This is a genomic window from Microcoleus sp. C2D2, assembly GCF_036702495.1.
In the GTDB taxonomy this organism is placed as follows: domain Bacteria; phylum Cyanobacteriota; class Cyanobacteriia; order Cyanobacteriales; family Microcoleaceae; genus Microcoleus.
In genome coordinates, this window is sequence record NZ_JAUBTO010000041.1 from 1 (window position 1) to 23507 (window position 23507).

At 46.0% G+C, this 23507-nt stretch carries 17 protein-coding genes and 4 pseudogenes; 15 read left to right on the forward strand and 6 right to left on the reverse strand.

Going from position 1 to position 23507, the window contains the following annotated elements; translation table 11 throughout:
* The first annotated feature begins 96 nt into the window (after positions 1–96).
* Both QUB61_RS15450 and QUB61_RS15455 read left to right on the forward strand, forming a co-directional pair.
* Positions 97–627: a hypothetical protein gene (locus tag QUB61_RS15450; RefSeq protein ID WP_333129823.1), complete on the forward strand. Its 531-nt coding sequence runs from the start codon at positions 97–99 to the stop codon at positions 625–627.
* Positions 628–642: 15 nt separating this feature from the next.
* Positions 643–1062, forward strand: a pseudogene (locus QUB61_RS15455) (glycosyltransferase family 4 protein); the annotation flags it as partial.
* 163 nt (positions 1063–1225) lie between these two features.
* On the opposite strand, the gene QUB61_RS15460 reads toward QUB61_RS15455, so the two are convergent.
* The 3 genes from QUB61_RS15460 to QUB61_RS15470 form a co-directional block, all read right to left on the reverse strand.
* Positions 1226–1579, reverse strand: a complete 354-nt coding sequence (locus QUB61_RS15460; RefSeq protein WP_006635781.1) for a DUF1257 domain-containing protein — start codon at positions 1577–1579, stop codon at positions 1226–1228.
* A 130-nt stretch (positions 1580–1709) separates the two neighbouring features.
* Complete coding sequence (gene ycf46 / locus QUB61_RS15465; protein WP_333129821.1) at positions 1710–3230, reverse strand: stress-responsive protein Ycf46; 1521 nt, start codon at positions 3228–3230, stop codon at positions 1710–1712.
* Positions 3231–3337: 107 nt separating this feature from the next.
* On the reverse strand, positions 3338–3688 hold the full coding sequence (locus QUB61_RS15470; protein ID WP_333129818.1) for a hypothetical protein: 351 nt from the start codon (positions 3686–3688) through the stop codon (positions 3338–3340).
* A gap of 612 nt (positions 3689–4300) precedes the next feature.
* Here QUB61_RS15470 and QUB61_RS15475 point away from each other — a divergent pair.
* Positions 4301–4429 (forward strand): annotated as a pseudogene (locus tag QUB61_RS15475) (helix-turn-helix domain-containing protein); the annotation flags it as partial.
* A gap of 301 nt (positions 4430–4730) precedes the next feature.
* On the opposite strand, the pseudogene QUB61_RS15480 reads toward QUB61_RS15475, so the two are convergent.
* Positions 4731–5008: pseudogene (locus QUB61_RS15480) on the reverse strand (IS4 family transposase); the annotation flags it as partial.
* A 132-nt stretch (positions 5009–5140) separates the two neighbouring features.
* A pseudogene (locus QUB61_RS15485) lies at positions 5141–5621 on the reverse strand (transposase domain-containing protein); the annotation flags it as partial.
* Positions 5622–5991: 370 nt separating this feature from the next.
* On the opposite strand from QUB61_RS15485, the gene QUB61_RS15490 reads away from it, so the two are divergent.
* On the forward strand, positions 5992–6456 hold the full coding sequence (locus QUB61_RS15490; RefSeq protein WP_333129816.1) for a hypothetical protein: 465 nt from the start codon (positions 5992–5994) through the stop codon (positions 6454–6456).
* 135 nt (positions 6457–6591) lie between these two features.
* On the opposite strand, the gene sds is transcribed toward QUB61_RS15490, so the two are convergent.
* Positions 6592–7563: a solanesyl diphosphate synthase gene (gene sds / locus QUB61_RS15495; protein WP_333129814.1), complete on the reverse strand. Its 972-nt coding sequence runs from the start codon at positions 7561–7563 to the stop codon at positions 6592–6594.
* 1580 nt (positions 7564–9143) lie between these two features.
* On the opposite strand from sds, the gene QUB61_RS15500 reads away from it, so the two are divergent.
* The 11 genes from QUB61_RS15500 to QUB61_RS15550 all read left to right on the forward strand — a co-directional run bounded on the left by QUB61_RS15500 (position 9144) and on the right by QUB61_RS15550 (position 23349).
* A complete protein-coding gene (locus QUB61_RS15500) occupies positions 9144–9485 on the forward strand; it encodes a hypothetical protein (protein ID WP_333129812.1) in 342 nt (113 codons plus the stop codon).
* A 362-nt stretch (positions 9486–9847) separates the two neighbouring features.
* Positions 9848–10156 (forward strand): ATP-binding protein, encoded by a 309-nt coding sequence (locus tag QUB61_RS15505; protein ID WP_333190015.1) that lies wholly within the window; start codon positions 9848–9850, stop codon positions 10154–10156.
* 159 nt (positions 10157–10315) lie between these two features.
* Positions 10316–12865, forward strand: a complete 2550-nt coding sequence (locus QUB61_RS15510) for a CBS domain-containing protein (protein ID WP_333129809.1) — start codon at positions 10316–10318, stop codon at positions 12863–12865.
* Positions 12866–12915: 50 nt separating this feature from the next.
* Positions 12916–13314: a response regulator gene (locus QUB61_RS15515; protein ID WP_333129807.1), complete on the forward strand. Its 399-nt coding sequence runs from the start codon at positions 12916–12918 to the stop codon at positions 13312–13314.
* Positions 13311–16469 carry a PAS domain S-box protein gene (locus tag QUB61_RS15520; RefSeq protein ID WP_333129805.1) on the forward strand — a complete coding sequence of 1053 codons (3159 nt, stop codon included), beginning with the start codon at positions 13311–13313 and terminating at the stop codon, positions 16467–16469. Before QUB61_RS15515 ends, QUB61_RS15520 begins: the two co-directional genes overlap by 4 nt.
* A 38-nt stretch (positions 16470–16507) precedes the next feature.
* Complete coding sequence (locus QUB61_RS15525) at positions 16508–16660, forward strand: hypothetical protein (protein WP_333129803.1); 153 nt, start codon at positions 16508–16510, stop codon at positions 16658–16660.
* A gap of 137 nt (positions 16661–16797) precedes the next feature.
* Positions 16798–18735: a response regulator gene (locus QUB61_RS15530; RefSeq protein WP_333129801.1), complete on the forward strand. Its 1938-nt coding sequence runs from the start codon at positions 16798–16800 to the stop codon at positions 18733–18735.
* On the forward strand, positions 18736–20643 hold the full coding sequence (locus QUB61_RS15535; RefSeq protein ID WP_333129799.1) for a PAS domain S-box protein: 1908 nt from the start codon (positions 18736–18738) through the stop codon (positions 20641–20643).
* Positions 20644–20962: 319 nt separating this feature from the next.
* Positions 20963–21133, forward strand: coding sequence for a hypothetical protein (locus tag QUB61_RS15540; protein WP_333129797.1), 171 nt, complete (start codon positions 20963–20965; stop codon positions 21131–21133).
* On the forward strand, positions 21130–21582 hold the full coding sequence (locus QUB61_RS15545) for a response regulator (RefSeq protein WP_333129795.1): 453 nt from the start codon (positions 21130–21132) through the stop codon (positions 21580–21582). Before QUB61_RS15540 ends, QUB61_RS15545 begins: the two co-directional genes overlap by 4 nt.
* Positions 21583–21711: 129 nt before the next feature.
* Positions 21712–23349: a diguanylate cyclase domain-containing protein gene (locus QUB61_RS15550; RefSeq protein ID WP_333129793.1), complete on the forward strand. Its 1638-nt coding sequence runs from the start codon at positions 21712–21714 to the stop codon at positions 23347–23349.
* Positions 23350–23507: the final 158 nt, after the last annotated feature.

A 23507-nucleotide genomic window follows, 5' to 3' on the forward strand; every position in this document is an offset into this window, starting at 1 on the left:
AATGTCATTGGTTTTCTCACAGGATGGTCTTGGATCTTACATTCTTTATCTCTAGCACATCTTTAGAAAAATGGTATCAGTCACCAGTACAACCAAGTGGTACAGCGTCGTATTGTCGGGCGGCCCGTGAGCGAACACCAGATTGATGTTGTACGCGAACCGACACCAGTCTCGGCAACATTCCCTTCGCTGATGTTCGGATTGGGGGCGCCGGTAGCGATGGGGCCGCTGAACGCGGCGGTTAAATTTCCTCTGGCTTTTCGATCGCGCCAAAATCCGACCCTCGATCTTTTCATCCCGATCGGCCACCTGTTTGTCGATTTCTTCAATGGTCTTTTGCGCGGTAAAATAAAAGCCGAGACGGTGTTAGTGGCAAACGATCGCACGCAGCAGGCACGGACGGCCCTTGTGCGCGGTAAAATTATTGAACTTGTGGAAAACGGCGTGGATTTCTCGGTGTGGCGATCGGACTCTAGCTTATCAAAAGCAGCGACCAGGCAGGTTCATTTTATTTTTTTGGGGCGGCAGATCCTCTTGAAAGCTGTAGACTTGCTGCAGGAAGCCTTCGCCGCCGTCGTCGCTCAAACTGATGCTGTCTTGAAAATCATCGGCGATGGCGACATCTGAGGGGAACTTGAAGCTCAAACAGCTAGTTTAGGCATCGACAGCAGCGTGGTATTTAGTGGCTGGCTGTCTCAGGAGCAGTGCGCTCTCAAACTGCAACAAGCTGATGCACTGGTGCTGCCGAGTTTGCGGAAGGGTGGAGGGGCAGTGGTGATGGAGGCAATGGCCGTGGGGCTGCCCGTCATAGCAACCAACTGGGGCGGCCCAGCGGATTATCTGAATTCTAGTTGGAGTATTTTAGTAGAACCCGCTTCTAAAGAAGGCTTTGTCAAGGGACTGACAGATGCGATGCTGAAGCTCACCCTGTCGCCTGAATTGCCGCAGAGTATGGGTTGTGCGGGACGGGAGCGCGTTCGGCAGCATTTAGACTGGGAACGGAAAGTCGATCGAATACTTGAAATTTATCAACAAACCATGGACGCTTACCCGAAGCCTTAGGTAGCCGACCATTAAAGCAGCAGCTCTCTGGTTGAGAGCTGCTGCTTGGGGGTGCTAAAAAAGTATGTGGCGGTTCAAAAAGCCCACTCTACATCCTAGCTAGCTAAAAACGGGTTAACCCGTTTGTTTGGTTAACCCGCGAGCTTGGGAACGTGCACAGCGATTAGTTTTGCACTACCAGCTTGACGTTGGCGTTTTGCAAACCGCGCTGCTTGACTGCTGCCAAGGTCTTGTTAACTGCGTACTTCTGGTTGATGGAGTTGATTAACTCAGTTTGATTGTGCTTTTTGGCGACGCCCCAGAGGTCGGCAATCAGGTCAAAGGAACCATCGCTATTGCGAGACCAACCCAGGTCATATTCGCCTTCCAGAATCGCCACGATGTCGGAGCGAACGCGCTGACCATTATAGCCACGAACATCAGCTTCTGACTTGACTGAAATGCCCAAGTCGCGAAGGGATGCTTTCAGGATTTCGGCATCGGTGATTTTGGTACGCAGAGTGCTAAAGTGAGACATTGGATTTCCTCCTAATAAAACTGAGAGAGAAACAACAACGGTCTGGATTTAACGGTGCCGCTGGGCGGCTCTTCAATCGAACTGCTAGCTGTTGCTAGCCTTTGCTCCTGTTTGGACCAGGAGAAAGCTTTTAGAATTCCATTCGCTGGTATTCAGCGACGGAAGACGCAGCGGGCCGTGCACGCTGTCTAGCCCAATCTCGCAGGGCGGTGACCTGTTCGGTCATTGTTTTAGACAGTGGCATTGTGGATTTAATGGCCGCGATGATGTCAAGCTGCGTAAACTCTCGATCTTGAGCGAAGGCTTCGTACATGGCTGCTACTAGCGCTTGCTCAATCTCTGCACCGGAAAAGCCGTCGGAAACATTGGAAAGTTGCTCTAAATCGAAGCGAGTAATTTCCCGACGCCGCTTTGACAGGTGAATCTTAAATATATCTTGGCGTTCTTCTTTGGTAGGCAGGTCAACAAAGAAGAGTTCGTCGAACCGACCTTTCCTCAAGAATTCTCCCGGCAACCGCTCGATTCGGTTGGCTGTTGCCATTACGAAGACTGGGGAAGTCTTTTCTTGCATCCAAGTGAGGAAGGAACCGAAAATCCGGCTGGAGGTGCCTCCGTCTGAGTCGGCCGAACCAGTGCCTCCTGCAAAGGCTTTGTCTAGTTCGTCGATGAAGAGGATGGCTGGAGAGATGGATTCGGCTGTTTTGAGGGCGTTGCGGAGGTTGGCTTCCGATCGACCCACCATCGAGCCGTCGTAGACTCTACCCATATCTAGCCTCAGCAGGGGCAGTCCCCAGAGGCGGGAGGTGGTCTTGGCAATCAGCGATTTTCCGCATCCCGGTACGCCGAGAATTAACATCCCTTTTGGTTGGGGCAGACCGTATTCTCTCGCCCTTTCTGTAAAGGCGTTGGAACGCTGCCTGAGCCACCTTTTGAGCTCTTCTAAACCCCCGACTGCATCCAGGGTTTCGTCTTCTTCTATGAACTCTAGAATGCCGTTGCGCCGAATTAATTGCTTTTTCTCCGACAGAACGATGTCTACTTCTTCTTCTGTTAGGCGCCCCGTAGAAACTTGGGCTTTTCGATAAACTTTTTCAGCTTCGTCCTTGGTCAATCCCAAGGCTGCTTTTAAAAGTTTTTCTCGCGATTCTGTGGTAATGCGTCGCGATTTCGTTTGCTCCAACTGGCCAGACAATACTTGGTTGAGTTCCTTCATGTCTGGGAGCGCGAAGTCTAATACCACTACTTCCTTTTCTAGCTCGATCGGAATTTGCTGCAAAGGAGACATCAGTATAATTGTCTTTTGCGTTCCTTTGAAGTTGGCGATCGCATCGCGCAACCACCTCGTTACCGGAGGAGAATCTATAAAAGGATGCAGATCTTTGAAAATGTAGATGCTAGCGTTACTGTTGGGTTCTCGCTGCCTGATCACCCATTCAATTGCTGCCTCTGGCGAGACGGTGTTGTGCTGGGTGGTGGTGCGGGGTTGACCGTACTCCACAATGCCGTGAGTTACAGTCCAGATAAATACTCGTCGCTGTGGTTTGGCTTGAGCTATTGTCGATATTGCTTGCTCACACCGCTCTTCCTCGGATGTCACGAGGTAGATCAGAGGATATTGAGCTTGGATTAGAATACTGATCTCTTCTTGCATAGTCCTCGACCCACTAGAGACGGTGCTATCTTTGCTGAATCTCAATGCTGCCCTTCGCCCTCTTACTGAAAATTTCCGTTCTAGCTTTTTGGGGAAGCAAGGCATTCTTAGCAGGGAACCAATTCTTCCTCTCCCGGTTTGGCCGTGCTGGCACTGACGCCCGACACCTGCTTTACTGGAATATCCTGCTCAGCCAATACGCTCGGCTGACTTGTTATGGATGCCAGTTCTCCATCTCGCATTACTACTGAACCCGTGCATTCTGGACAGTTGTATACCCGATGGGTTTGTCCGTAGGAGGCTTCTACTTCGTCAACCAGTTCGGGATTTCCTAGGTAGAAGACAATTGCCCTTTCTGCAATTGATGACATCGGTTCTGTTTCGACTGCGGCTCGGATTTTGAGCTGGCGATGCAGTTCTGGTGGAAGATACAATGTAACTTTTTGCTTTTCTTGCATATGACAGTGAATTGACTTACCCGGGTATGTATATCAGATTAGCCGCTTCATTCTTTGCTGTCAAGCCTCTATGCTGCTTTAGCGTCATCTTGTAATATTTCGTTACACTTGACGTAATTCTGGGGCAGTTAACAACGGAAAAGTTAGGGGTGTAGCTGATGAGGCATCGGTGCAGCGGCAGGTATGGGTAGCGTCAAGGACGATCGACCAACTATAAATATGAACAATACATATATAGGACTAAGGCCAACAAATCCTTTGAGCCGCCATCTGGGGTAAGGTGCGCCATAAACACCCAGCCCGCTCATGAGTGGTGAAGAAGTCCCCCAAACGCTGGAAATGTCATAGGGGGCGATAGATAAATCTTCTTCATCAGAAAAATGGGCGGAGCGTAGCGGAGGGTTGAAACCCCGTCCTGTAAGGACGGCTTTACAGGGAACGCGGTAAAATGTCCGGCATGGAAAAAGCCTATCGCTACCGCTTCTAAGCTGTTGTGCATTTAAATTGTATATTTCGAGTCCCGATCAAAAATCGTCAAATCCTCTCCCCCTCTCCCCTTCACCCCCTCTCCCTCTCTAATACCATAGGCAATCTAGATGCAACACAGCTTATCCCACCACCGAGCAAGAATCACTTTTGCGACGGACTTTGGGCTGCGTTCGACTGGTATTCGGCGCACCGGTTGAGTTTGTAGAGTGCGCCGCAAGCACCGCTGGACTCAGTAAGCAACGAGGTTACTAACTTTGGGCGTTTTGATTTTGAAACCAAGCTCCCCCAAGCAGTTTTTATTGCTTTACGTCTGAAAAATCCGAACGTGAAATAGCCGTTTTCTGCTTTGTATCCGGCTCAGATTTAACACGCCAGACAGGGCTGGTGATAAGCACCCTAGGGTTAGACTTTTTTGATGACATTGCGGGCAAAAATCCGGTGTCGGGGCACGCGGCGGCACCAAATTACGATTAGATGCGGATTGTGGATAGTTGTGAGCTGTCAGGCTCAATTTTAAGGCTGATTAGCCGATCGACCCACCAGATCTGGCAAAAATTGTGTACTCGATAACTTTTAGCTGTATTGGCTGAAATCCTTTTTTATTAATTTACCTGATGGATAAATCGCACTCCAATACGAACCATCTTCTTCTTGCGTTTCGTTTGTGAATTTAACGTGGGATGGAATTCGCCCCAGATAGTCACAACCTTTACGGAATTTGGCTGACACCATCGGATAGGAATACCAACTTCTATCTCACATCAAAAACATTTCTTCTGTGACTGACCGTCACAACTTTAACGCTCTTACTTTCTCTCCTATTTTATATGGACAGATTAACAATAGTCCGGACAGTTTTTAGTTCGCCGTCTGAAACCCTCGATTTTCCGTTGGTAGGGAACTTGCCTTGGAGCATTGAAACCCTTATTCTACGGTTGGCAATCAAAAACTGTCCGAAGTATTGATTAAGGCATCAAAGATTAAACGTGTTCCTGCTTCTACTAAAATGAGTAATCTAGATGCAGGGAAATGCGGATATTGTACCTGGACGACTTCCTTTCCCGACCAAAAACTATGGATTTTTCATCAATATGTAGGAGATCTAAGCAAGTCCCATCTATCACTACGATTCTGAGTTTATTATGAAAGCTCCTATTGTTTCTCCCGTAGGCATTGGTCGCACCAACTGATGAACTAACTGTCCGATCGCGCCTGCTCCTAATCTCTGTCGGGGTTGGGTAATGGCTGATTTACAAAGGATACGCCAATTCTTACCAATTTTTACCTATGCTTCATTAAGACCATCAATCAGATTTTTTAGTACATCCCGCATTGAATCTTTTGACCGCAGGCTCATTGCTATGACCAGACACACTACCAGTTGTGCTGGCTCTTGGCGATGACGTTTCTCTTCAACCTTCGTTTTCGCAATGGAAGAGGCGATTGCAGATGCGGTCATCGCTATCTCTATGGCTTTAAATATCTCGGTACTTTGGATAGTGGGAGAGACTAATGAACATTCTTTAAGATGTACTGTACTTTATTTCCATTTTTGTATATAATATCTAGTCTACTACTATTTGAGCCTTAACTAAACCGTATTGAACTATAGTGGAAATAGCTTGATGTGGCAAGTCTGTTTGTTAGATCCCGGGGGCTCAAGTCCCTAGTTCCGTTTTCCAGGCGGGCTCGCGATCGAGACGCTCGTTCCCCACATGGCGTACTATCTCTATGGGGCAGTCCTGGGTAATATATACTTGGACGGGCACCTGCTAACCTGAAATTTTTAATTTTAGATATCAAAGAACTGACTGATGGATTTAGACCAACAGATTCAAGCATTGATCGAAAAAGCTCCGCGCGACGGTTCGACGCCACAAATCTTACAGGCGATCGCCCCGGCCCTGGTGTTAATTGCCCAACAGCTACAGCACCTCGAATACTCGATCCTGCAAGCGGTAGACCAAAGTTGGGCGATCGTGGTTTTGAGCAATCTCAAGGAACCAGGACGGGAGAAGAGGGTGATTTATGCTTGGACCAGTCTTAAAGATGCGTCGCAGGCTGCGGCTGCTGGGGGCGATCGCCTCAGACCGGTGCTTTTGCCTGTCACTCACATTTTATTTCAGATGATAGCTCTTGAAGGTCTCGACAGCATTGTTTTTTTTGAAAGTCCCGGCAATCAGGAAGTCGGAACCGAAATCCCTCGCGAGCAAGTGCAGAATTTAATTAACGTTTACTTGCAACAGTATCGATCGGCTCCACCGCCGGATATTGCTTAAACAACTCAATTTCCTATTAATTGGTAATAGGGCATTAGACATTGGGCATCGGGCATGGGGCATTACTCATTGCAATTCCCCACTACTAATTCCCCATTACCAATTCCTCGTAAAGTGTATGTAACTTTTTCACCTCTAATAAAGTCGGCTCAAAACGTAATCTGCCAAGTCAATCAAAGCTTGGCGGGACTCTGAATGCGACAGCGGAGCTAAGTATTCGACGGCTTTCTGTGCGTGATGGGTGGCTAGTTCTCGCGATCGCTCTATGCCTTTAGAATCTTCTACCAATGCCAGGGCCTGCTCTATATCTCCTTCTTCGGCGAACTCGCGTTCTATGAGAACTTCCAAGTAAGGCTTTTCTTCTAGGCAAAATAGGGCTGGCGCTGTCAGATTCCCGCTTCTGAGATCCGAGCCTGCGGGTTTCCCCAAAGTTTCCGTTGAAGCGGTGAAATCTAATATATCATCTACTATTTGAAAGGCTAAACCAATATTGCGCCCGTAGTTGTACAAATCGTCTGCTATTTCCGCTGAAACCTCGCTCAGACAGCCGGCTGCTTTGGAACTGTTGGCGATTAAAGACGCTGTTTTGTAGTAACTTTTTTCGAGGTACGCTTCGATCGACAAGCTGGTGTCAAATCCATTTAGTCCCTGTTGAATTTCCCCCTCCGCTAAATCCATAATCACTTCCGAAAGCAGTTTGACTACTGGCAGGTTGTCCAGATTTGCCAAATGCCAGGAAGATTGAGCAAACAGAAAATCTCCCGCCAATACTGCCACTCGGTTGTTAAACCGACTGTGTACCGTCGGTACTCCCCGCCGCAGATCCGACTCGTCTACCACGTCGTCGTGAACCAAACTTGCTGTGTGGATCATTTCCGTGATTTCAGCGAGGCGGCGGTGTTTTTCTGTGATTGGGCGATCGGGCATAGTTGTCCGGGCTATTAACAGGACGATTGCGGGTCTCACCCGTTTTCCCTTTGTGCCGAATAAGTATTCTGCAGCCGCGTACAATATGGGATGGCGGGCACCCACTAACTGTTTTAAGTTTTCTGTCAACAGTCGCAGGTCTTCTTCAACCGAGGAAAATAGGAGAGTGCTAGAGATCATGGATACGCCGACTCAAGCGGTAAAGTAACAAAATTTTACATATCATATCTTTATTTTAAGGTAATTCTCTGCAATAGGAAAGAAAAATCTAGGCGATCGGCAGTTATTTGTCATCTGCAGCCGATCCTAGCCACGCGACTGCCAGAGGCGAGTAGCCGGCTGCCAGAGGGGTTGCTCCTATTGTATAGAATTGTTAAGGACATTGCCCAAAAATCTCTAAATCCCAGAAACCCTGTGCTATTATAGGAGTTAAGGATTTAAACAATTCTATACATTAAGTACAGCCAGACTGGCAGGTAGCTTCTAGGGCCCTGTAAGAGTTTCTTAGAGCCAGCCTAGTTAGTCGATCGCAGCGAAAATTTCTGGGACAGATTTTTAGTTCCTCGTAGCTAAAATTTTTCAGGAGTTAAGACTAGCCCATGTTATATGCACGGTAGCTCAAAGCAGCTAAAGTGGATGGTTTTAGGCTGTTTAAGCATCTGTAAAGCAGTAAATCATTATTGACCGGGAACGCCTAAATGTTCCCGCAGGCTTGATATGGAAAAGCAGCCTTCAGAACCAAGGCATGGTCTTGCGTGCTGACTTAATGTAGTAGGTCTTGAACTTGTCCTCCTCCTCCTCCTTGTCCTTGACTTTTGGTTCTAATTATGATTTATCGCGATATTCCTCTAATTATTCCCATTCTGGCCGCCGGCTATGTAATGACTATTTATGTACTGCTGATGTTGGCCCAACGCAGCGCTAAAATAACTCGATTGGGCGAGTAGTGTACTCGTCGGTAGCCGAATCCGGCAGCAGCGCGCTCGCTTCACAAAAATAATACGGGAGTCGGGAAGCTGAGTGGCCCCGGCCCGCTTGAGGAAAGAGGATCCGAGGGAATTTATTCCCCATTAATCTTTTGTTATAGTTGAGGAGCAAGTAAGAATAACTGTCTGCGTGTCGAAACAATTTTAATAAGGTGAAACTCCTGATTTAGCTCGTCTCGGTATTGCCGTAGCCTGGTTGAACGAGTAATAGTGAATTGTTGAGCGCACCTAACAGGCTGAGTGATGGACTCCGAAAGCAAATCCCCATATCAAAAGTAAGCGCAATTGCAGCGACGAAAGTCAGTTGTTTTGAGCGTAAGGAGGCACCTTGACAATTCCTTTGAGGGTCGCATATCGATCGATTCTTGAATCAAGTACGGCTTGGGCCCGCTTGAGTGTCAACGTTGAGAATTCGGAATACTCAATAATAACCCTGCCTTAAATGCTTGCGCACAAAGGCAGGGTTATTATTTACAATTGCTGGCAAAGTAATTTTCTGGGTTAGGAGTTACTGCAACACTTTGGACAGTTTCAGGGCTTAAGCATGGAGGCCCTTATTCCCGGTTTCTACGAAAAATTTTGCGTCGAGGAAGGAGAAATATACTAATAAACCGGGTTTCTGCGGTCTGCGTGCGTAAGCGAACTAAGTTTTGAGGTCCTAGTCTGAAACCCTTGATTTACCAGAAAGCCTATAGTGTACCTCGGCAAGCGAAGCCCTCGGACTTATCGCCCTGAAACCCTTATTCTACGGTTTGCCATCAAAAACTGTCCGAAGTGTTGCAGTATGGAAATTCACCGATTTCTGCCTTTTTCTATCCGCCTTGGGGCGTTGTTTTAAACTGCGAATCTCAAGACATTAACTCGGCAAATAAGTTAGGCGAATTGGCTTTAAACTTAGTATCGATGTTCAATACCAAAAGCCTCATAGGCAGGATATTATATGGAGTAGCAGCTTGGCTCTCTGAGAGCAAGTATCATGTCAGGGAAACCCTGCCAAGGTTTCGAGAAAGCTATCAAAGTGCGCTCAAAAACGGAGATTTGGAAGTGGTCGGTTATTGTGACAAACACAAATCTCAATATTCCTATTTTGTCGGGCAAGAGCTTACCGACCTCTAACATGAGATTGCCGAGTCTAGCAACCTGCTCGCTCAACTCAAACAATTAATAAACTGGCAGTGCAATCAAATATTTCATCAAGGGGTGCTTAACTGCCTGAGTCAGGCAGATATTCCCTGCACTTTATCCACAGGCCAAGAAGAGCATCGGCTGCTACTGCTACAGATAGAGCAGCAAAAGTATTTTTGGCTTTTTTTCAAAAATCTCGCTATAACAGTACAGAAAAAAAGGTAATTGCCAATATTAATGACGGCAGTGAAACTATATTAACTCTTTTTTACAACTAACTAAAATACGGAGTAGGAGTTGCCAGAAATTATCAAAACCGACTCGCTGAATTACTGTGCTATCCAGGCGCAGTAATTCAAGTCTGGACAAATCGGATTTACAATGTTATTCAGGCAATGGACAATTGCAGAGTTTTAACAGTAGGGGTGATAGATGAAAATCCGATCCTGCTCTTGGGCGTCACGGATAGCGGCAAGGGGATTTCCCCGGAGATGTTGCCGCGAATCTTGGAGCGGTTCATTACCACAAAAAACGCTAACGAACGCTGCAAGTTGGGACTGGATATTGTTAAAAAAATTGTGGAAAAACATTCGGTTAAAATAGAAGTAGCGTCAGTTATAAGTCAAAGGACTTTTAACGTGTCAATCCCGATCGCCGTTTAGCGCTATCGCACTAAAAATCCTACCGATGCGCGACTAAAAATGCAACTCTAGACCGATGTCAAACCTCGATTGCGGTCAGCGTGCCGCAACTGTAAAATCTGAAATCTAAAATGGTATTAATTGCCGGTTCCACCTGCATCTATCCCCCTTGATTTGCCCATGTCAACCACAGTTTCTGATACCCAAAGCTTGCTAGAACAGGCTATCGACCCCAAACCGCCGGTGCTGCCTCCAGAAACACCCTTGAAAATCGCGATCGCTGCCATGACTCAGGCGAGGGCCAGTTGCATTTTAATCGCTCAGGGCCAGCAACTGCTCGGAATTTTTACAGAGCGCGATGTTGTGAAAATAACTGCTAGGGAAATACCGCTAGCAGGGGTGGCAATTTCTGAGGTAATGACTGAAAACCCGATCGCCCTGAACCTCGATAAAGCGGGGAATATCTTCAGGGTATTGAGCATATTGCGATCGAAAAGAATCCGTCACTTGCCCCTCACAGACGAAGGCGGAAACTTGCGAGGCGCCATCACCTGCGAAAGCATCCGTCAAATCCTGAAACCGGGCGACTTGCTGAAAATGTGGCGCGCAGAAGAAATTATGACCGCAGAAGTAATAGTTACTTCAACTAGCACCTCTGTTTTAGAAGTCGCAAAACAGATGATAACCCAGCGCCAAAGCTGCACAGTCATTTGCACTGACAGCGACAACAAACATCAGAAACCTGTGGGCATAATTACAGAAAGCGACATTGTTAAATTCCAAGTTTCTGGACTTGATTTCGCCGGCACTCCTGCCGCCGCCGCCATGAGTTTTCCCCTGATGTCGCTGCAGGTAAAAGCCACATTGTGGCAGGCTCACCAGTTCATGCAGCAGCACCGCATCCGGCGCTTGGTGGTGGTGGACGAGGGAGGATATTTAGCCGGAATTGTCACCCAAAGTACCCTGCTGCAAGCCTTAGATCCGATTGAAATGCAAGCGAATGTCGAGCTTTTGCAAGAAACAGTTGCCGAAAAGCTCCAGGAGTTAAAAAAAGTCAACGAACAATTGCAAACAGAAGCACTTCGGAGAACCGCAGTAGAGGAACAGTTGAGGATTTTAAATAAAAGTTTAGAAGAAGAAACTAAACAGCGAACTTTAGAATTAATTAATGCTAACAGTCAGTTAAAAAAGGAAATACAAGACCGCGCCACCGCTGAAGCTGAAGTCCGCCGCCTCAACAGCGAACTCGAACAGCGAGTTCAAGACCGCACGGTTCAACTAGCAGCCAGCAACGAAGAATTGCAGCAAGAAATTAGCGGTCGCCAATTGCTAGAAAAAAAATTGCATTTTTCGGAAAGCAAAGTGCGCGCAGTTTTTGAAGCGATGACAGACATCGTTTTCGTGCTAGACAATCAGGGCAACATAGAAGTTTTGCCGACAAATACTGCTGCGTTTTCCGAGCCGGATTGCGATCTAGTCAGCCTGACGATTGAACATTTTTTTGACGACAACAACCCGGATAATTGGTGGGTGTTAGTTCAGCAGGTGTTAGAGACGCAACAAACGCTCAATTTCGACTACAGCTTAACAGTTGGCGACCGCGAAATTTGGTTTTCTGCCTGCATTTCTATCTTCTCAAAAGATGCAGTGATTTGGGTTGCCCGCAACATCAGCGCCCGCAAAATAGCCGAGTCAGCGCTGTGCCAAAAAAATGCAGAATTATTTCATACCTTGGAAGAACTGAAGCGCACTCAAAAAGAACTGATTCAATCAGAAAAAATGGCAGCCCTCGGACAGTTAATTGCCGGAGTTGCTCACGAAATCAATTCTCCTTTAGGGGCGATTCGCTCCTCGGTGCAGAACATCGCCGACTTCTGGGCCGAACAATTGCAGCAGTTGCCGATATTTTTCCAGCAACTATCCCCGGAAAGGCAGCAGGATTTTTTTGCGCTGCTGCACAAGTCAAGCCAAGAAACAGACACCTTATCTAGTAAAGAAAAACGTCAGTTGAAAAAACTTTTGCAGCGGCAATTGGAATCAGAAAAAATTGAGAACGCGGACAGCCTTGCTTGTACATTATTAGATATTGGCATAGGCAATTTAGAAAAATTTTTACCTTTATTGAAAGATAGCCAAAGTCAAAATATTTTACAAACTGCCTACCAATTCGCTACGGTACAAAAAAGCACTAAAAATATTGCTACGGCGACAGATAGGGCAGCTAAAATCGTTTTTGCTTTGAAAAGCTACTCTCGTTACGACCAGTCTGGTTCCAAGGTCATCGCTAATATTACCGACGGTATTGAGACTGTTTTAACGCTTTACCACTACCAAATCAAACACGGTGTGGAAGTAGTCAGAAACTATGGTACTGATTTGCCCTCTGTGCTATGCTATCCTGATGAGCTCAATCAAGTTTGGACGAATTTGATTCACAATGCTTTACAAGCGATGGGCCACAAAGGAGTGTTGAAAATTGATGTCAAACACCAAGATAACGTAATATTAGTCAGTATTACCGACAGTGGCCAAGGCATTCCCCCAGAGATTATGCCGAGAATTTTTGAGCCGTTTTTCACGACCAAACCTCCAGGAGAAGGCAGCGGTTTGGGATTGGATATAGTTCAGAAAATTCTGGAAAAACACCAAGGTGAACTGCAAGTAGAAAGCGTTCCCGGTAAAACAAAATTTACTATATCCTTGCCCATCGAAATCCCGGATAGCAATTAAAAAAATGGGGAAATGCCCCAAATTTTCAAATTAAAGAGAAGTAAAGTTTTATGCCAAAACCAGTAATTTTGTGCGTTGACGATGAAGTTGTGGTCTTAAACAGTTTAAAAATTCAACTTAAAAAAGAATTTGGGGATGCTTACCTCTATGAAGTAGCAGAAAATGCAGATGAAGCTCTGGAAATTATCGAGGAAATTCAAGAAGAAGATGAAAGTGATATTTTTGTCATAGTATCTGACTGGTTAATGCCAGGTATTAAAGGAGACGAATTTTTGATTCGGGTTCACCAAAAATATCCCAAGATTGTGAAAGTCATGCTGACCGGGCAAGCCGACGAAGTAGCAATAGCACGGGTGAAAGAGCAAGCAAACTTGCACCGCTGTTTGTATAAGCCCTGGGATCGCAAAGAATTAGTGGAAACTCTCAAATCGGGTTTGGCAAAAATATGAACAATAAACCTGTGATTATTTGCGTGGATGACGAACCGATAATTCTTGAAAGTTTGAAAATTGAGTTAAAAAAAGCCCTGGGAGAAGAACACTTATTAGAAACCGCTGAAGGCGGCGAAGATGCTTTAGAGCTAATCGAGGAATTGCTGGCAGAGGGCTGCGAAATCGTGGCAGTAATTTCCGACTATCTGATGCCAAATATCAAAGGAGACGAATTGCTGAAGCAGATTCACAGAATTTCGCCAAAAACTATCAAAATTCTGCTGACGGGTCAAGCAGACCTTGAAGCAGTGGCGAATACTATTAAATATGCTAAATTGTACCGCTACATATCGAAGCCTTGGCAGTCAGAAGATTTGAAATTGACTGTGAAAGAAGCGGTCAACAGCTATTTTATGGAGAAGCAATTAGCGGAACAAAACGCTCAACTCCAAAAGCTGAATCAAGAATTGGAAACTGTGGTTGAGGAGCGGACTGCACAACTACGCTTGTCTGAGGAAAAGTTTGCCAAAGCTTTTCGTTCTTCTCCCAACCCGATTACTATTACCAGACTTAAAGATGGTCGTTATTTAGAAATTAATGAGGCTTTTTGCCAGACAATCGGTTATTCGGCAGCAGAAATTATGGATCGCACGGCGCTTGATTTGAATCTTTGGGAAAGTAAAGAAGCCCGCGCCAAGTTGTTGACAATGTTAGACGAGAAAAAAAAAGTTCTCAACTACGAATTTAATTTTCGCACTAAAAGTGGGGAACTCAGAACCGGGCTGCTGTCAGCAGAAATTATTGACATTCATGGCGAAACCTCGGTGATTTCTGTGATTCAAGATATTAGCGATCGCAAATTAGCTGAAGAAAAACTCCAAGCTGTAGCGGCTTCTTTAGCAGCAGCGCAAAGAATCGCCCGCGTCGGTAATTGGGAATGCGATTTCTCGGCTAACACAACTACTTGGTCGGAAGAATTATCTCGGATTTTCGGGCTCGATTCAACCCAGGTGCCGCCAACACTAACTGAGTTTTCGCAATACGTGCATCCGGACGATCGACAGAAGTGGCAAACAACCATCGACGCTGCTATTGCTAGCGGACAATGCTACAGTTTGGAATATCGAATTCTGCGGCGGGAACCGACAATTGCTGCGGATAACTGCCCGGCACAAACAAGTGAAGGTGGCTTCATCCGCTACATCGAAGCCAGAGGGGAAGCAGTTGTCAACCAACAAGGGCAAGTGACAAAACTCTTCACAACTTTGATGGACATTACCCCCCGCAAGCTGGCCGAGATCGCCCTAGCAGAGAGCGAAGAAAAATACCGCCATTTAGTGGAAACTTCCCAAGATATTATTTGGTCTTGCGATGCTGAAGGACATATTACTTTTGTGAACCAAGCCGTTAAACAAATCTACGGTTACGACCCTGAAGAAATGATCGGCTGTTCTTTTAGCGATTTCTTAGCGGCAGGACAAATAGACCGCAGCTGGGAACTTCAGCAGTGCTTGCTGACGGGAGATGCTGTGTTTCAGTACGAAAGTATAGTATTAGGAAAAGACGGCAGATTGATTGATGTAAATACGAAGGCGATCGCGCGCTTCGACGCAGAAGGAAACATCACTGGCACAACGGGCACAACTAGCGATATTACTGAGCGGAAACAAGCAGGAATAGCCCTACAAAAAGCCAAAGAAGAAGCCGACAGAGCCAACAGGGCGAAAAGTGAATTCCTCTCGAATATGAGCCACGAATTGCGAACTCCCCTCAACGCAATTCTCGGTTTCACCCAACTGCTGGCTCGCTCCGCAGCCCTCGGTGCCGACCAACAGCAATACTTAGGAATTATTAGCCGCAGCGGGGAACATTTGCTCGAGCTGATCAATAATATTCTGCAAATGTCAAAAATTGAAGTCGGGCTTGTGACACTTAATAACAGCACCTTCGATTTGCATAAAATGCTAAAGAATACTGAAGATATGCTGAAGCTGCAAGCGGAAAAAAAAGGGTTGCAGTTAATTTTTGATTCCACGCCAGACTTACCTCAATACGTAGAAGCCGACGAAAGCAAGTTGCGCCAAGTATTGATTAATGTAGTGGGTAATGCTATTAAGTTTACTGCGGAAGGTGGTGTTAACTTGAGAATTAAACATGAGCTGTTAGCAAATAAAAATGACGGACTGATTTCCCTAAATAACACTTGCTGCTTACTATTTGAAGTTGAAGATACGGGCTTGGGAATTTCTGTGGCAGAAATGGACAAGTTGTTTAAACCTTTTGCACAAACAGAAAGCGGGAGAAAAGCTCAAGAAGGAACGGGTTTAGGCTTGCCTATCAGCGAACAATTCCTGCATTTAATGGGAGGAAAAATAACTGTGACAAGCACCGTCGGTCGCGGCAGCATTTTTAGATTTGATGTTAAAGTGTCGCTCCCTAATGCAGTGGAAATTCAGGTGGCTCAAACCGCTCGTCGCGTTGTGAGTCTCGAACCCGGACAGCCGGAATACCGCATTTTAGCTGTTGACGATCGCCTGGAAAGTCGCTTGCTGTTGGTCAGAATGCTGACATCCCTCGGGTTTGCTGTGCAGGACGCTGAAAATGGCGTTCAAGCTGTGGAAATGTGGTCGAGTTGGGAACCTCATTTGATTTGGATGGATATGCGGATGCCGGTGATGGACGGCTATGAAGCTACTAAACAGATTAAAGCGCATTTGAAAGGTCAAGCAACGGTGATTATTGCTCTGACGGCAAGTGCTTTTGATGAGGATCGATCGCTGATTTTGTCTGCTGGTTGCGATGATTTTGTAGCGAAGCCTTTTCGGGAGCAAGTGATTCTGGAAAAGATGGCTAAGTATTTGGGAGTCCGCTATGTTTACGATCGAGAAGCTTCGCCAAGTTCTGAGCCTGTGGCGTCGGGTGAGGTTTCTACGGCAACTGAAACGGCTGATTTTCCTTTTACGCTCAATGCTTCATTTTTTGAAGCTATGCCTGCTGAATGGGTTGATGAATTGTACGCGGCGGCGGATGCGGTTGATAACGAGGAGATTTTTCGGCTGCTGTTGTTGATTCCTCCGATTAATGCTGATTTTAGCAGGGCGCTCGCGGATTTGGCGAATAACTTCCGGTGCGATCGGATTATCGATTTGATTGAGGAGTTTAGAAATTTTTGAAGGAAGTTCGGCAACGGATTGTATAACGGATTTAAGGGATGGATGTTGAGGTTCGAGGTGCGAGGGGCGGGTTCGGGATGATTGATGATTTAGGTCGATCGACTATTTGTAAAATTGCCTGCGGGCGATCGGCTAATTTACCTGTAGCCAAGCTCCCAACCCTGCTAATCATCAGTCATTCCCAAATCTAAAATCTAAAATCTAAAATCTCTACTGTTATAAGTTATGTAAATATAAAAGTAGTTGATTCACGAGGGAGTGCTATAATGATTATTTAACCAGTTTTCATAATCTCAACTCTTCTCAATTTAACACAAAATATCGCTCGATGACCACCAATAAAACAGAAGAGAATAAAGCCAACATATTAATTGTTGATGATACTCCAGAAAATTTGCAAGTTTTATCAGCAACGCTGTTGGATCGCGGCTACAAAGTTCGGGGCGTAATTAACGGCAAAATGGCAATCAGAGCGGCGCGAGCGGGTTCTCCAGACCTGATTTTGCTCGACATCAAAATGCCGGAAATGGACGGCTACGAAGTCTGCATGCAGCTCAAGGCAGATCCGAAAACATCAGAAATTCCCGTTATTTTTATCAGCGCTTTAAATGAAGTATTGGACAAAGTAACCGCCTTTCAAGTTGGAGGTGTGGATTTTATCACAAAACCCTTTCATGTAGCAGAAGTATTAGCGAGAATCGAACACCAACTAACTATCCAAAGACTGAAAAAACAATTGCTCGATCGCAATACCGAACTGCAACAAGAAATAATAGAACGCAAAAAAGCCGAAGAAGCCGCGGCCGCAGCATCGCTCGCAAAAAGTCAATTCGTTGCCAACATGAGCCACGAATTGCGGACTCCCCTGAACGCCATCCTGGGTTTTACCGAAGTCATGAGCCGCGACTCTTTCCTGGGCCACGAAAATCTCGAAAATCTCCGAATTATTAACCGCAGCGGTCAACATTTGCTGGAACTAATTAACGATGTTTTAGACTTGTCGAAAATAGAAGCAGGGATAATTGCCTTAGATGAACGCAGCTTTGACCTTTATCAACTTCTTGACACTCTCGAAGAGATGTTTCAAATCAAAGCTGAAACTAAGAATTTGCAACTGAAATTTTTCGTGCAGCCGAATGTTCCCCACTATATAAAAACTGACGAAAAAAAGCTGCGCGTCTGCTTAATTAACCTGCTGGGAAATGCCATAAAATTTACTCTCGACGGCGGCCGTATTTGCCTGCGCGTGAGCGTGGAAAGCAAGCAGCAGCTCGCCGAATCGGAAATTTATCCTAACTCTACCTCGGGCGAGCCATTTTTAATTTTGTTTGAAGTTGAAGATACGGGAGTTGGTATAGCAGCAGCCGAAATTGACACTTTATTTGATGCTTTCGTGCAAACTGAAGCAGGTAGAAATGCGGCTGACGGTACGGGATTGGGTTTGACAATTACTAAAAAATATGTGCAGATTATGGGCGGAGATATTGGGTGCAAAAGTGTTTTAGGTGAGGGAACGAGTTTTAAATTTAATATCCGAGTATTTCCCGCTATTTCGTCGGAAATAACAGTGGCGACATTGCAGCGGGCGATCGGATTAGAAGCAGATCAACCGATTTATCGGATTTTAGCAATTGACGACAATCAAGAAAATCGGCGGCTGCTGGTTAAAATGCTGCAACCAATTGGTTTTGAAATCCGAGAAGCGGAAAACGGCCACCAAGGTGTTGAAATTTGGGAAAGTTGGCAGCCTCATTTAATTTGGCTGGATACACGAATGCCAGTAATGGACGGTTTTGAAGCTGTCAGACAAATTAGAGCTAAAGAGAAACAAACTCAGCGGCGAACTGTAATTATTGCTCTGACTGCTAGCACTTTTGAGGAAAGAAAAGGCGAAATTATTGCTGCAGGTTGCGACGATTTTGTGCGAAAACCTTTTCAAGAACAAATCCTCTTTGATAAGATGGCTTGCTACTTGGGAGTGCGCTATCTTTATCAAGAGTTGCCCCGGCTTCCAGTCGGGGGTTTAGGGCGTTATTTTGTGAGCGAAAAACCCGATTCATTTTTCGGAGGGCTGCTGGCCCAGATGCCTCAAAGTTGGGTGCAGGAACTCTACGAGGCAGCTAATGATGTTAATGAGGAGCTGGCGATTGAAATTGTCGATCGCATTTGGGAAAGTCATCCAACGTTAGCTCATGCTTTAAAAGATTTACTTACTGATTACCGAATCGACAAGATAATGGATTTAACTCAATCGAGTTTAAAATAAATGGATAATAGCGAAATTAAAGTATTGGTGGTTGATGACCAACCGAGCAATCTGCGGTTTTTATCCAAGCTGCTAATAGCCCAGGGGTATCAAGTTTACCAAGCTATTTGCGGTCAACTGGCGTTGAATGTGGCGATCGCCCATTGCCCCGATTTAATTTTGCTCGACATTAGAATGCCGGAAATGAACGGTTATGAAGTTTGTCGGAGACTGAAAGCGACAGCGGAAACCGAACAAATTCCGGTGATTTTTTTAAGCGTATTAGATGAAATGAACGATAAATTACAAGCTTTTAGAGTTGGGGGCGCCGACTATATTACTAAACCATTTCAAGTAGAAGAAGTTTTAGCGCGCATCGACAAGCAAGTCGGCTTGCAAAAACTGCAACAGCAATTAAAAGAGCAAAATTATCAACTGCAACAGTCGCAGTCGCTGCTTGCTAGCATATTAAATAGTTCCTTAGACGGTGTGGTGGCTTATTCTGCAGTCCGCAACAGTGAGGGAAATATTGTGGATTTCCAGTGGCTGTCGATTAACCCTGCAGCAGAAAAATTTTATGGTCTGCTATTAAATGAGATAGTTGGCAAGAATTTGTTGGCCGAACTTTCCCAAGTTCGCAATAATGGGTTATTTGATTTGTATGTTTCTGTAGTAGAAACAGGAGAAACTGTAGACCGAGAATTTTCTTACGAACATGAGCGAGATACAATTGTTTGGCTGCACATTGTTGCGGTCAAGTTAAACGATGGCCTGGCAGTAACATTTCGCAACATCACCGATCGCAAACGAGCAGAAATTGCCCTGCGAGACAGCGAAGAACGCTTCCGCGCCATATTCGAGCAAGCTGCGGTCGGCATAGCTAAAACTGCGCTTAGCGGTCAATTTATGCGGGTAAATCCCGGCTTTTGCCAAATTGTCCGCTATGCAGAATCGGAATTGTTGCAGAAAAATTGGCAGGCAATTACTCACCCGGATGATATCGAAGCTGATAGAGAATACGTGCGATCGCTGTTATCCGGGAACATTCAAACTTTTTCTATGGAAAAGCGTTTGCTCTGCAAAGATCGGGCAGTGCGCTGGGCAAATGTTACTGTTTCGGCAATGCGCGATGCCAATGGGACGCCGCAGTATTTGATTTGTGCTATCGAGGATATTTCCCAGCGCAAGCTAGTACAAGAACTGCTGCAAGCGAGTTTAGACACTCAAACCCGCTACGCTCAAGAATTAACTCGTTCTAATGCCGAACTCGAACAGTTTTCCTACGTGGCTTCTCACGATTTACAAGCGCCTTTGAGTACGATTGCGGGCTACGCTCAACTATTAGAAAAGCGCTGTCACAACCAACTTGATGCCCAAGGAAATAAATTTATCCGCAATATTGTTAACTCTTGCGGGCGGATGCAGGCACTGATTGATGATTTGCTGGAATATTCGCGGGTAGGTCGCAGCGAGAAACCTTTTGATATGATAGATTGCAATCTGGTTTTTGAGGATGCTTGCGCTAATTTGCAGTTGGCCATCCGCCAAGATCGAGCTTCTGTTACTAGGGGCGATTTGCCAAGGGTAAGAGGTGACAGTTTTCAACTGCTGCAACTGTTTCAAAATTTAATTGGCAACGCGATTAAGTACCGCAGCAGCGAGGCGCCGATGGTGCGCGTCAGCGCTTCGCGTCAGGGGGATAGCTGGGTGTTTTCAGTGCAGGACAACGGTATTGGGATTGCCGAACAGTACCATCCGCGAATTTTTCAGCTTTTTCAGCGCTTGCACAGCCAAAAACAGTATTCTGGAACTGGTATCGGTTTAGCGATTTGTCAAAGAATTGTCGCTCGGCATGGCGGCCGCCTTTGGGTAGAATCAGAACCCAATCGAGGCTCGACTTTTTATTTTTCTATTCCTATACCAAAGTGAAGTCAGCACTCCGCCTGCAGCAGTCACCCGTCCTTTACTTAAGCTTTAAATATCTTTATCTTTTCTTTACAAAAATGCTCATAAAGTGTAGCATATTCACTGATGACATCGAGCTAAAAATCTATCAGGATAAATGTATTAGCTCGATCCTTATACAATTTATAAATCAGCGGTGCGCGTAAGACTTGTCAGTTTTTTTCAACTGTATCCAGAGCATCTTGCTTTGGGATGCAGTAGTTTCCCTAGTAGTTCGCGGACAAGGATTTGTGATGTCTTTGCAGTTTGCCGGTTCTCGGACAGACTGCCAAGTGAAACAAGCATGATTCGCAAACCTTTGCAAATCAACGAAAACCGTAAATTGCTGCAACACAAATTCAGTATTCTCAGCCAGATTTGCCGGATGATGGCAACAGATGCTTTGCAGGCGCTCAGACACGGATCAAAGTCCCGCCACCTCCCAAAAGCCGTTCTTAGTGAGGCAAAGGCGTGAATTATAAAAAGAAAAAATTTACTCTTTTAATAGCAAACGATGACGAGGACACGCGCTTTTTGGTGGAGGAAGCACTGCGAGAAGTTCGATTAGGAATTAGGAGCAAGTTTGTGGAAAATGGAGAACAAGTGCTAGAGTATTTGTACCGTCGCGGTCAATATGTTGGTAGCAGCAATTGGCACCAGCCAGACCTGATACTTTTGGATCTGAATATGCCGAGGCTTGACGGGCGAGAAACACTAACTTCGATCAGATCTGACCCTCATTTGCAACAGATTCCGGTTGTAATCCTCACAACTTCGCACCGCAGCGGAGATATCTTGCTTTGCTACCGCTTGGGTGCCAATTCTTTCATATCCAAACCAGTCACTTTTGAAGGATTGCTTGAAGTAATGAAGACTTTATGTGAGTATTGGTTTGAAATTGTTTCACTGCCGCCGGATATGTAAGCTTTAATTGAGGGCTAAATCGATAGTTTGAGTGTAGAGTGAATTTGATAAACTGACAGATTAGCCCGCTCGCAAGTATCGCTATCAAAACTCACAAGTTTCCTTCGACCCGCTCCGAACGCTATAGTTGTGTTAATACGTAACCAATGTCTGAAAATTTTGTTGGTTGAGGATGACCTCGCAGCTCCGACAATGATCGAAGACCTTTTAGGGTCATTGAGCGAGTCTCTATTTCTTCTCCAAACTGTTAAGTCTCTGGAGATAGGAGTCGCGTGTCTGGAAGTAGAAAAGTTTGACGCCGTACTATTAGATTTGTCAGTGTCAGACAGTTTGGGGGGAAGCGAGACGATCGCAGTTTTGAAAGCGCGATGGCCCACTGTGCCAATTGTGGTGCTTAGAGATATCAACGATGAAAATACGGCGCTGTCGGTATTGGGCTGGGGCGCTCAAGATTGTTTGGTAAAGGGAAGATTTCACAGAGAAATGCTGGTGCGGGCAATCCATTACGCGATCGAACGCCAGCAAATCGAAGAACAATTGCGGCAGCAGACCCTCCGAGAGCGGCTGTTGGGCAAAATGATCGAACATATTCGATCGTCAATAGACGCGGCAAGTATTCTCCAAAGTACCGTCGCAGAAGTGCGCAAATTTCTCAAAACAGACCGCGTTTTAATTTATCGCTGTCAGGATTGGGCGTCTCAACTCGACGGGGAAGAGCAAAAAGGTGCGATCGTCGCAGGTGAGGGTTTGCCATTGGGTTATATTGAAAACCAAAATATTAGTGCTGCTTTGGCGGTGTCATGCTTTGTTTTGGTCGAATCCCAGTCGGTACAAGCAATAGCAGATGTCAGCGCTGCCGACTTGACTGGCAGTTGCAAAGAATTGCTGGCAGATTGTGAAATGACAGCAGTTGTAAGCGTGCCAATTTGGCAATCTGGCGACTGGGAAACGGTAAAACAAAGACTAGGAAGCACTGTTTGGGAAGTAGAAAAAACAGAAGATGCAGCCGAAAATTATATCGGGCTGTCGGCGAATGGCAAACCGCAGGCGCAGGGTTCAAGTGCGCCGGATTCGATCGCATCCAATGGCAATAGTTTGTGGGGAATGCTGACAGCATACAATTGCAGCGGTGTCAGGGAATGGCAGCAGTGGGAAATAGATTTTTTACAGCACTTGGCAAATCAAATGGCGATCGCGATCGAACAATCTCAACTTTACCGCCAGCTAGCAATAGCCAATCAAAAATTGCACCAACTGGCAACTACTGACGGACTGACTGGCATTGCCAATCGTCGCCAGTTCGATCGCGTTTTCAGATTAGAGTGGCGCAGATTGGCAAGAGAGCAACTGCCGCTGTCTTTAATTATGTTTGACATCGACTTTTTTAAACTTTACAACGAGTTTTACGGGCACGTCGGCGGGGACGATTGTTTGCGCCAAGTTGCCGGGGCGATCGCCACAGCTGCCAAGCGGGCTGGGGATTTGACCGCCCGCTACGGCGGCGAAGAATTTGCCGTAGTGCTGCCGAACACTAGCGCCGAAGGGGCAAACGTTGTCGCCCGGGAAATTTGTGACCGCATCGCCAGCTTGAAACTGCCCCACGCGCGATCGTCGATCGGCCCCTACGTTACCCTCAGTGGCGGCACTGCTACGGCCATTCCTTCTGCCCAGGAATCTCCCGACACCCTAATTCTGGGCGCTGACAGCGCCCTTTATCAAGCCAAAACCCAAGGCAAAAATCGCATTTGTCACGCCAGCAGTAACTAGGAATCTTCCCCGATTTTTATGTAAAAGTTGAAGGTAATTGGTAATTGGTAATACCGTGTTTAATTTTTTACTCACAACTCACAACTCATAACTCATATCGTTGACTTTGCATCGGAATAATAATTTTCGGAGTGCAGTGCCAGCGGGACGCGAGCGAG

Excerpts from the sequence above, each read along its gene's own strand:
- QUB61_RS15510 (WP_333129809.1), top strand. The coding sequence starts at position 10,316 with ATGTCAACCACAGTTTCTGATACCCAAAGCTTGCTAGAACAGGCTATC.
- QUB61_RS15525 (WP_333129803.1), top strand. The coding sequence starts at position 16,508 with ATGGATGTTGAGGTTCGAGGTGCGAGGGGCGGGTTCGGGATGATTGAT.
- QUB61_RS15460 (WP_006635781.1), bottom strand. The coding sequence starts at position 1,579 with ATGTCTCACTTTAGCACTCTGCGTACCAAAATCACCGATGCCGAAATC.
- QUB61_RS15535 (WP_333129799.1), top strand. The coding sequence starts at position 18,736 with ATGGATAATAGCGAAATTAAAGTATTGGTGGTTGATGACCAACCGAGC.
- QUB61_RS15470 (WP_333129818.1), bottom strand. The coding sequence starts at position 3,688 with ATGCAAGAAAAGCAAAAAGTTACATTGTATCTTCCACCAGAACTGCAT.
- QUB61_RS15540 (WP_333129797.1), top strand. The coding sequence starts at position 20,963 with ATGATTCGCAAACCTTTGCAAATCAACGAAAACCGTAAATTGCTGCAA.
- sds (WP_333129814.1), bottom strand. The coding sequence starts at position 7,563 with ATGATCTCTAGCACTCTCCTATTTTCCTCGGTTGAAGAAGACCTGCGA.
- QUB61_RS15490 (WP_333129816.1), top strand. The coding sequence starts at position 5,992 with ATGGATTTAGACCAACAGATTCAAGCATTGATCGAAAAAGCTCCGCGC.
- QUB61_RS15530 (WP_333129801.1), top strand. The coding sequence starts at position 16,798 with ATGACCACCAATAAAACAGAAGAGAATAAAGCCAACATATTAATTGTT.
- ycf46 (WP_333129821.1), bottom strand. The coding sequence starts at position 3,230 with ATGCAAGAAGAGATCAGTATTCTAATCCAAGCTCAATATCCTCTGATC.
- QUB61_RS15520 (WP_333129805.1), top strand. The coding sequence starts at position 13,311 with ATGAACAATAAACCTGTGATTATTTGCGTGGATGACGAACCGATAATT.
- QUB61_RS15515 (WP_333129807.1), top strand. The coding sequence starts at position 12,916 with ATGCCAAAACCAGTAATTTTGTGCGTTGACGATGAAGTTGTGGTCTTA.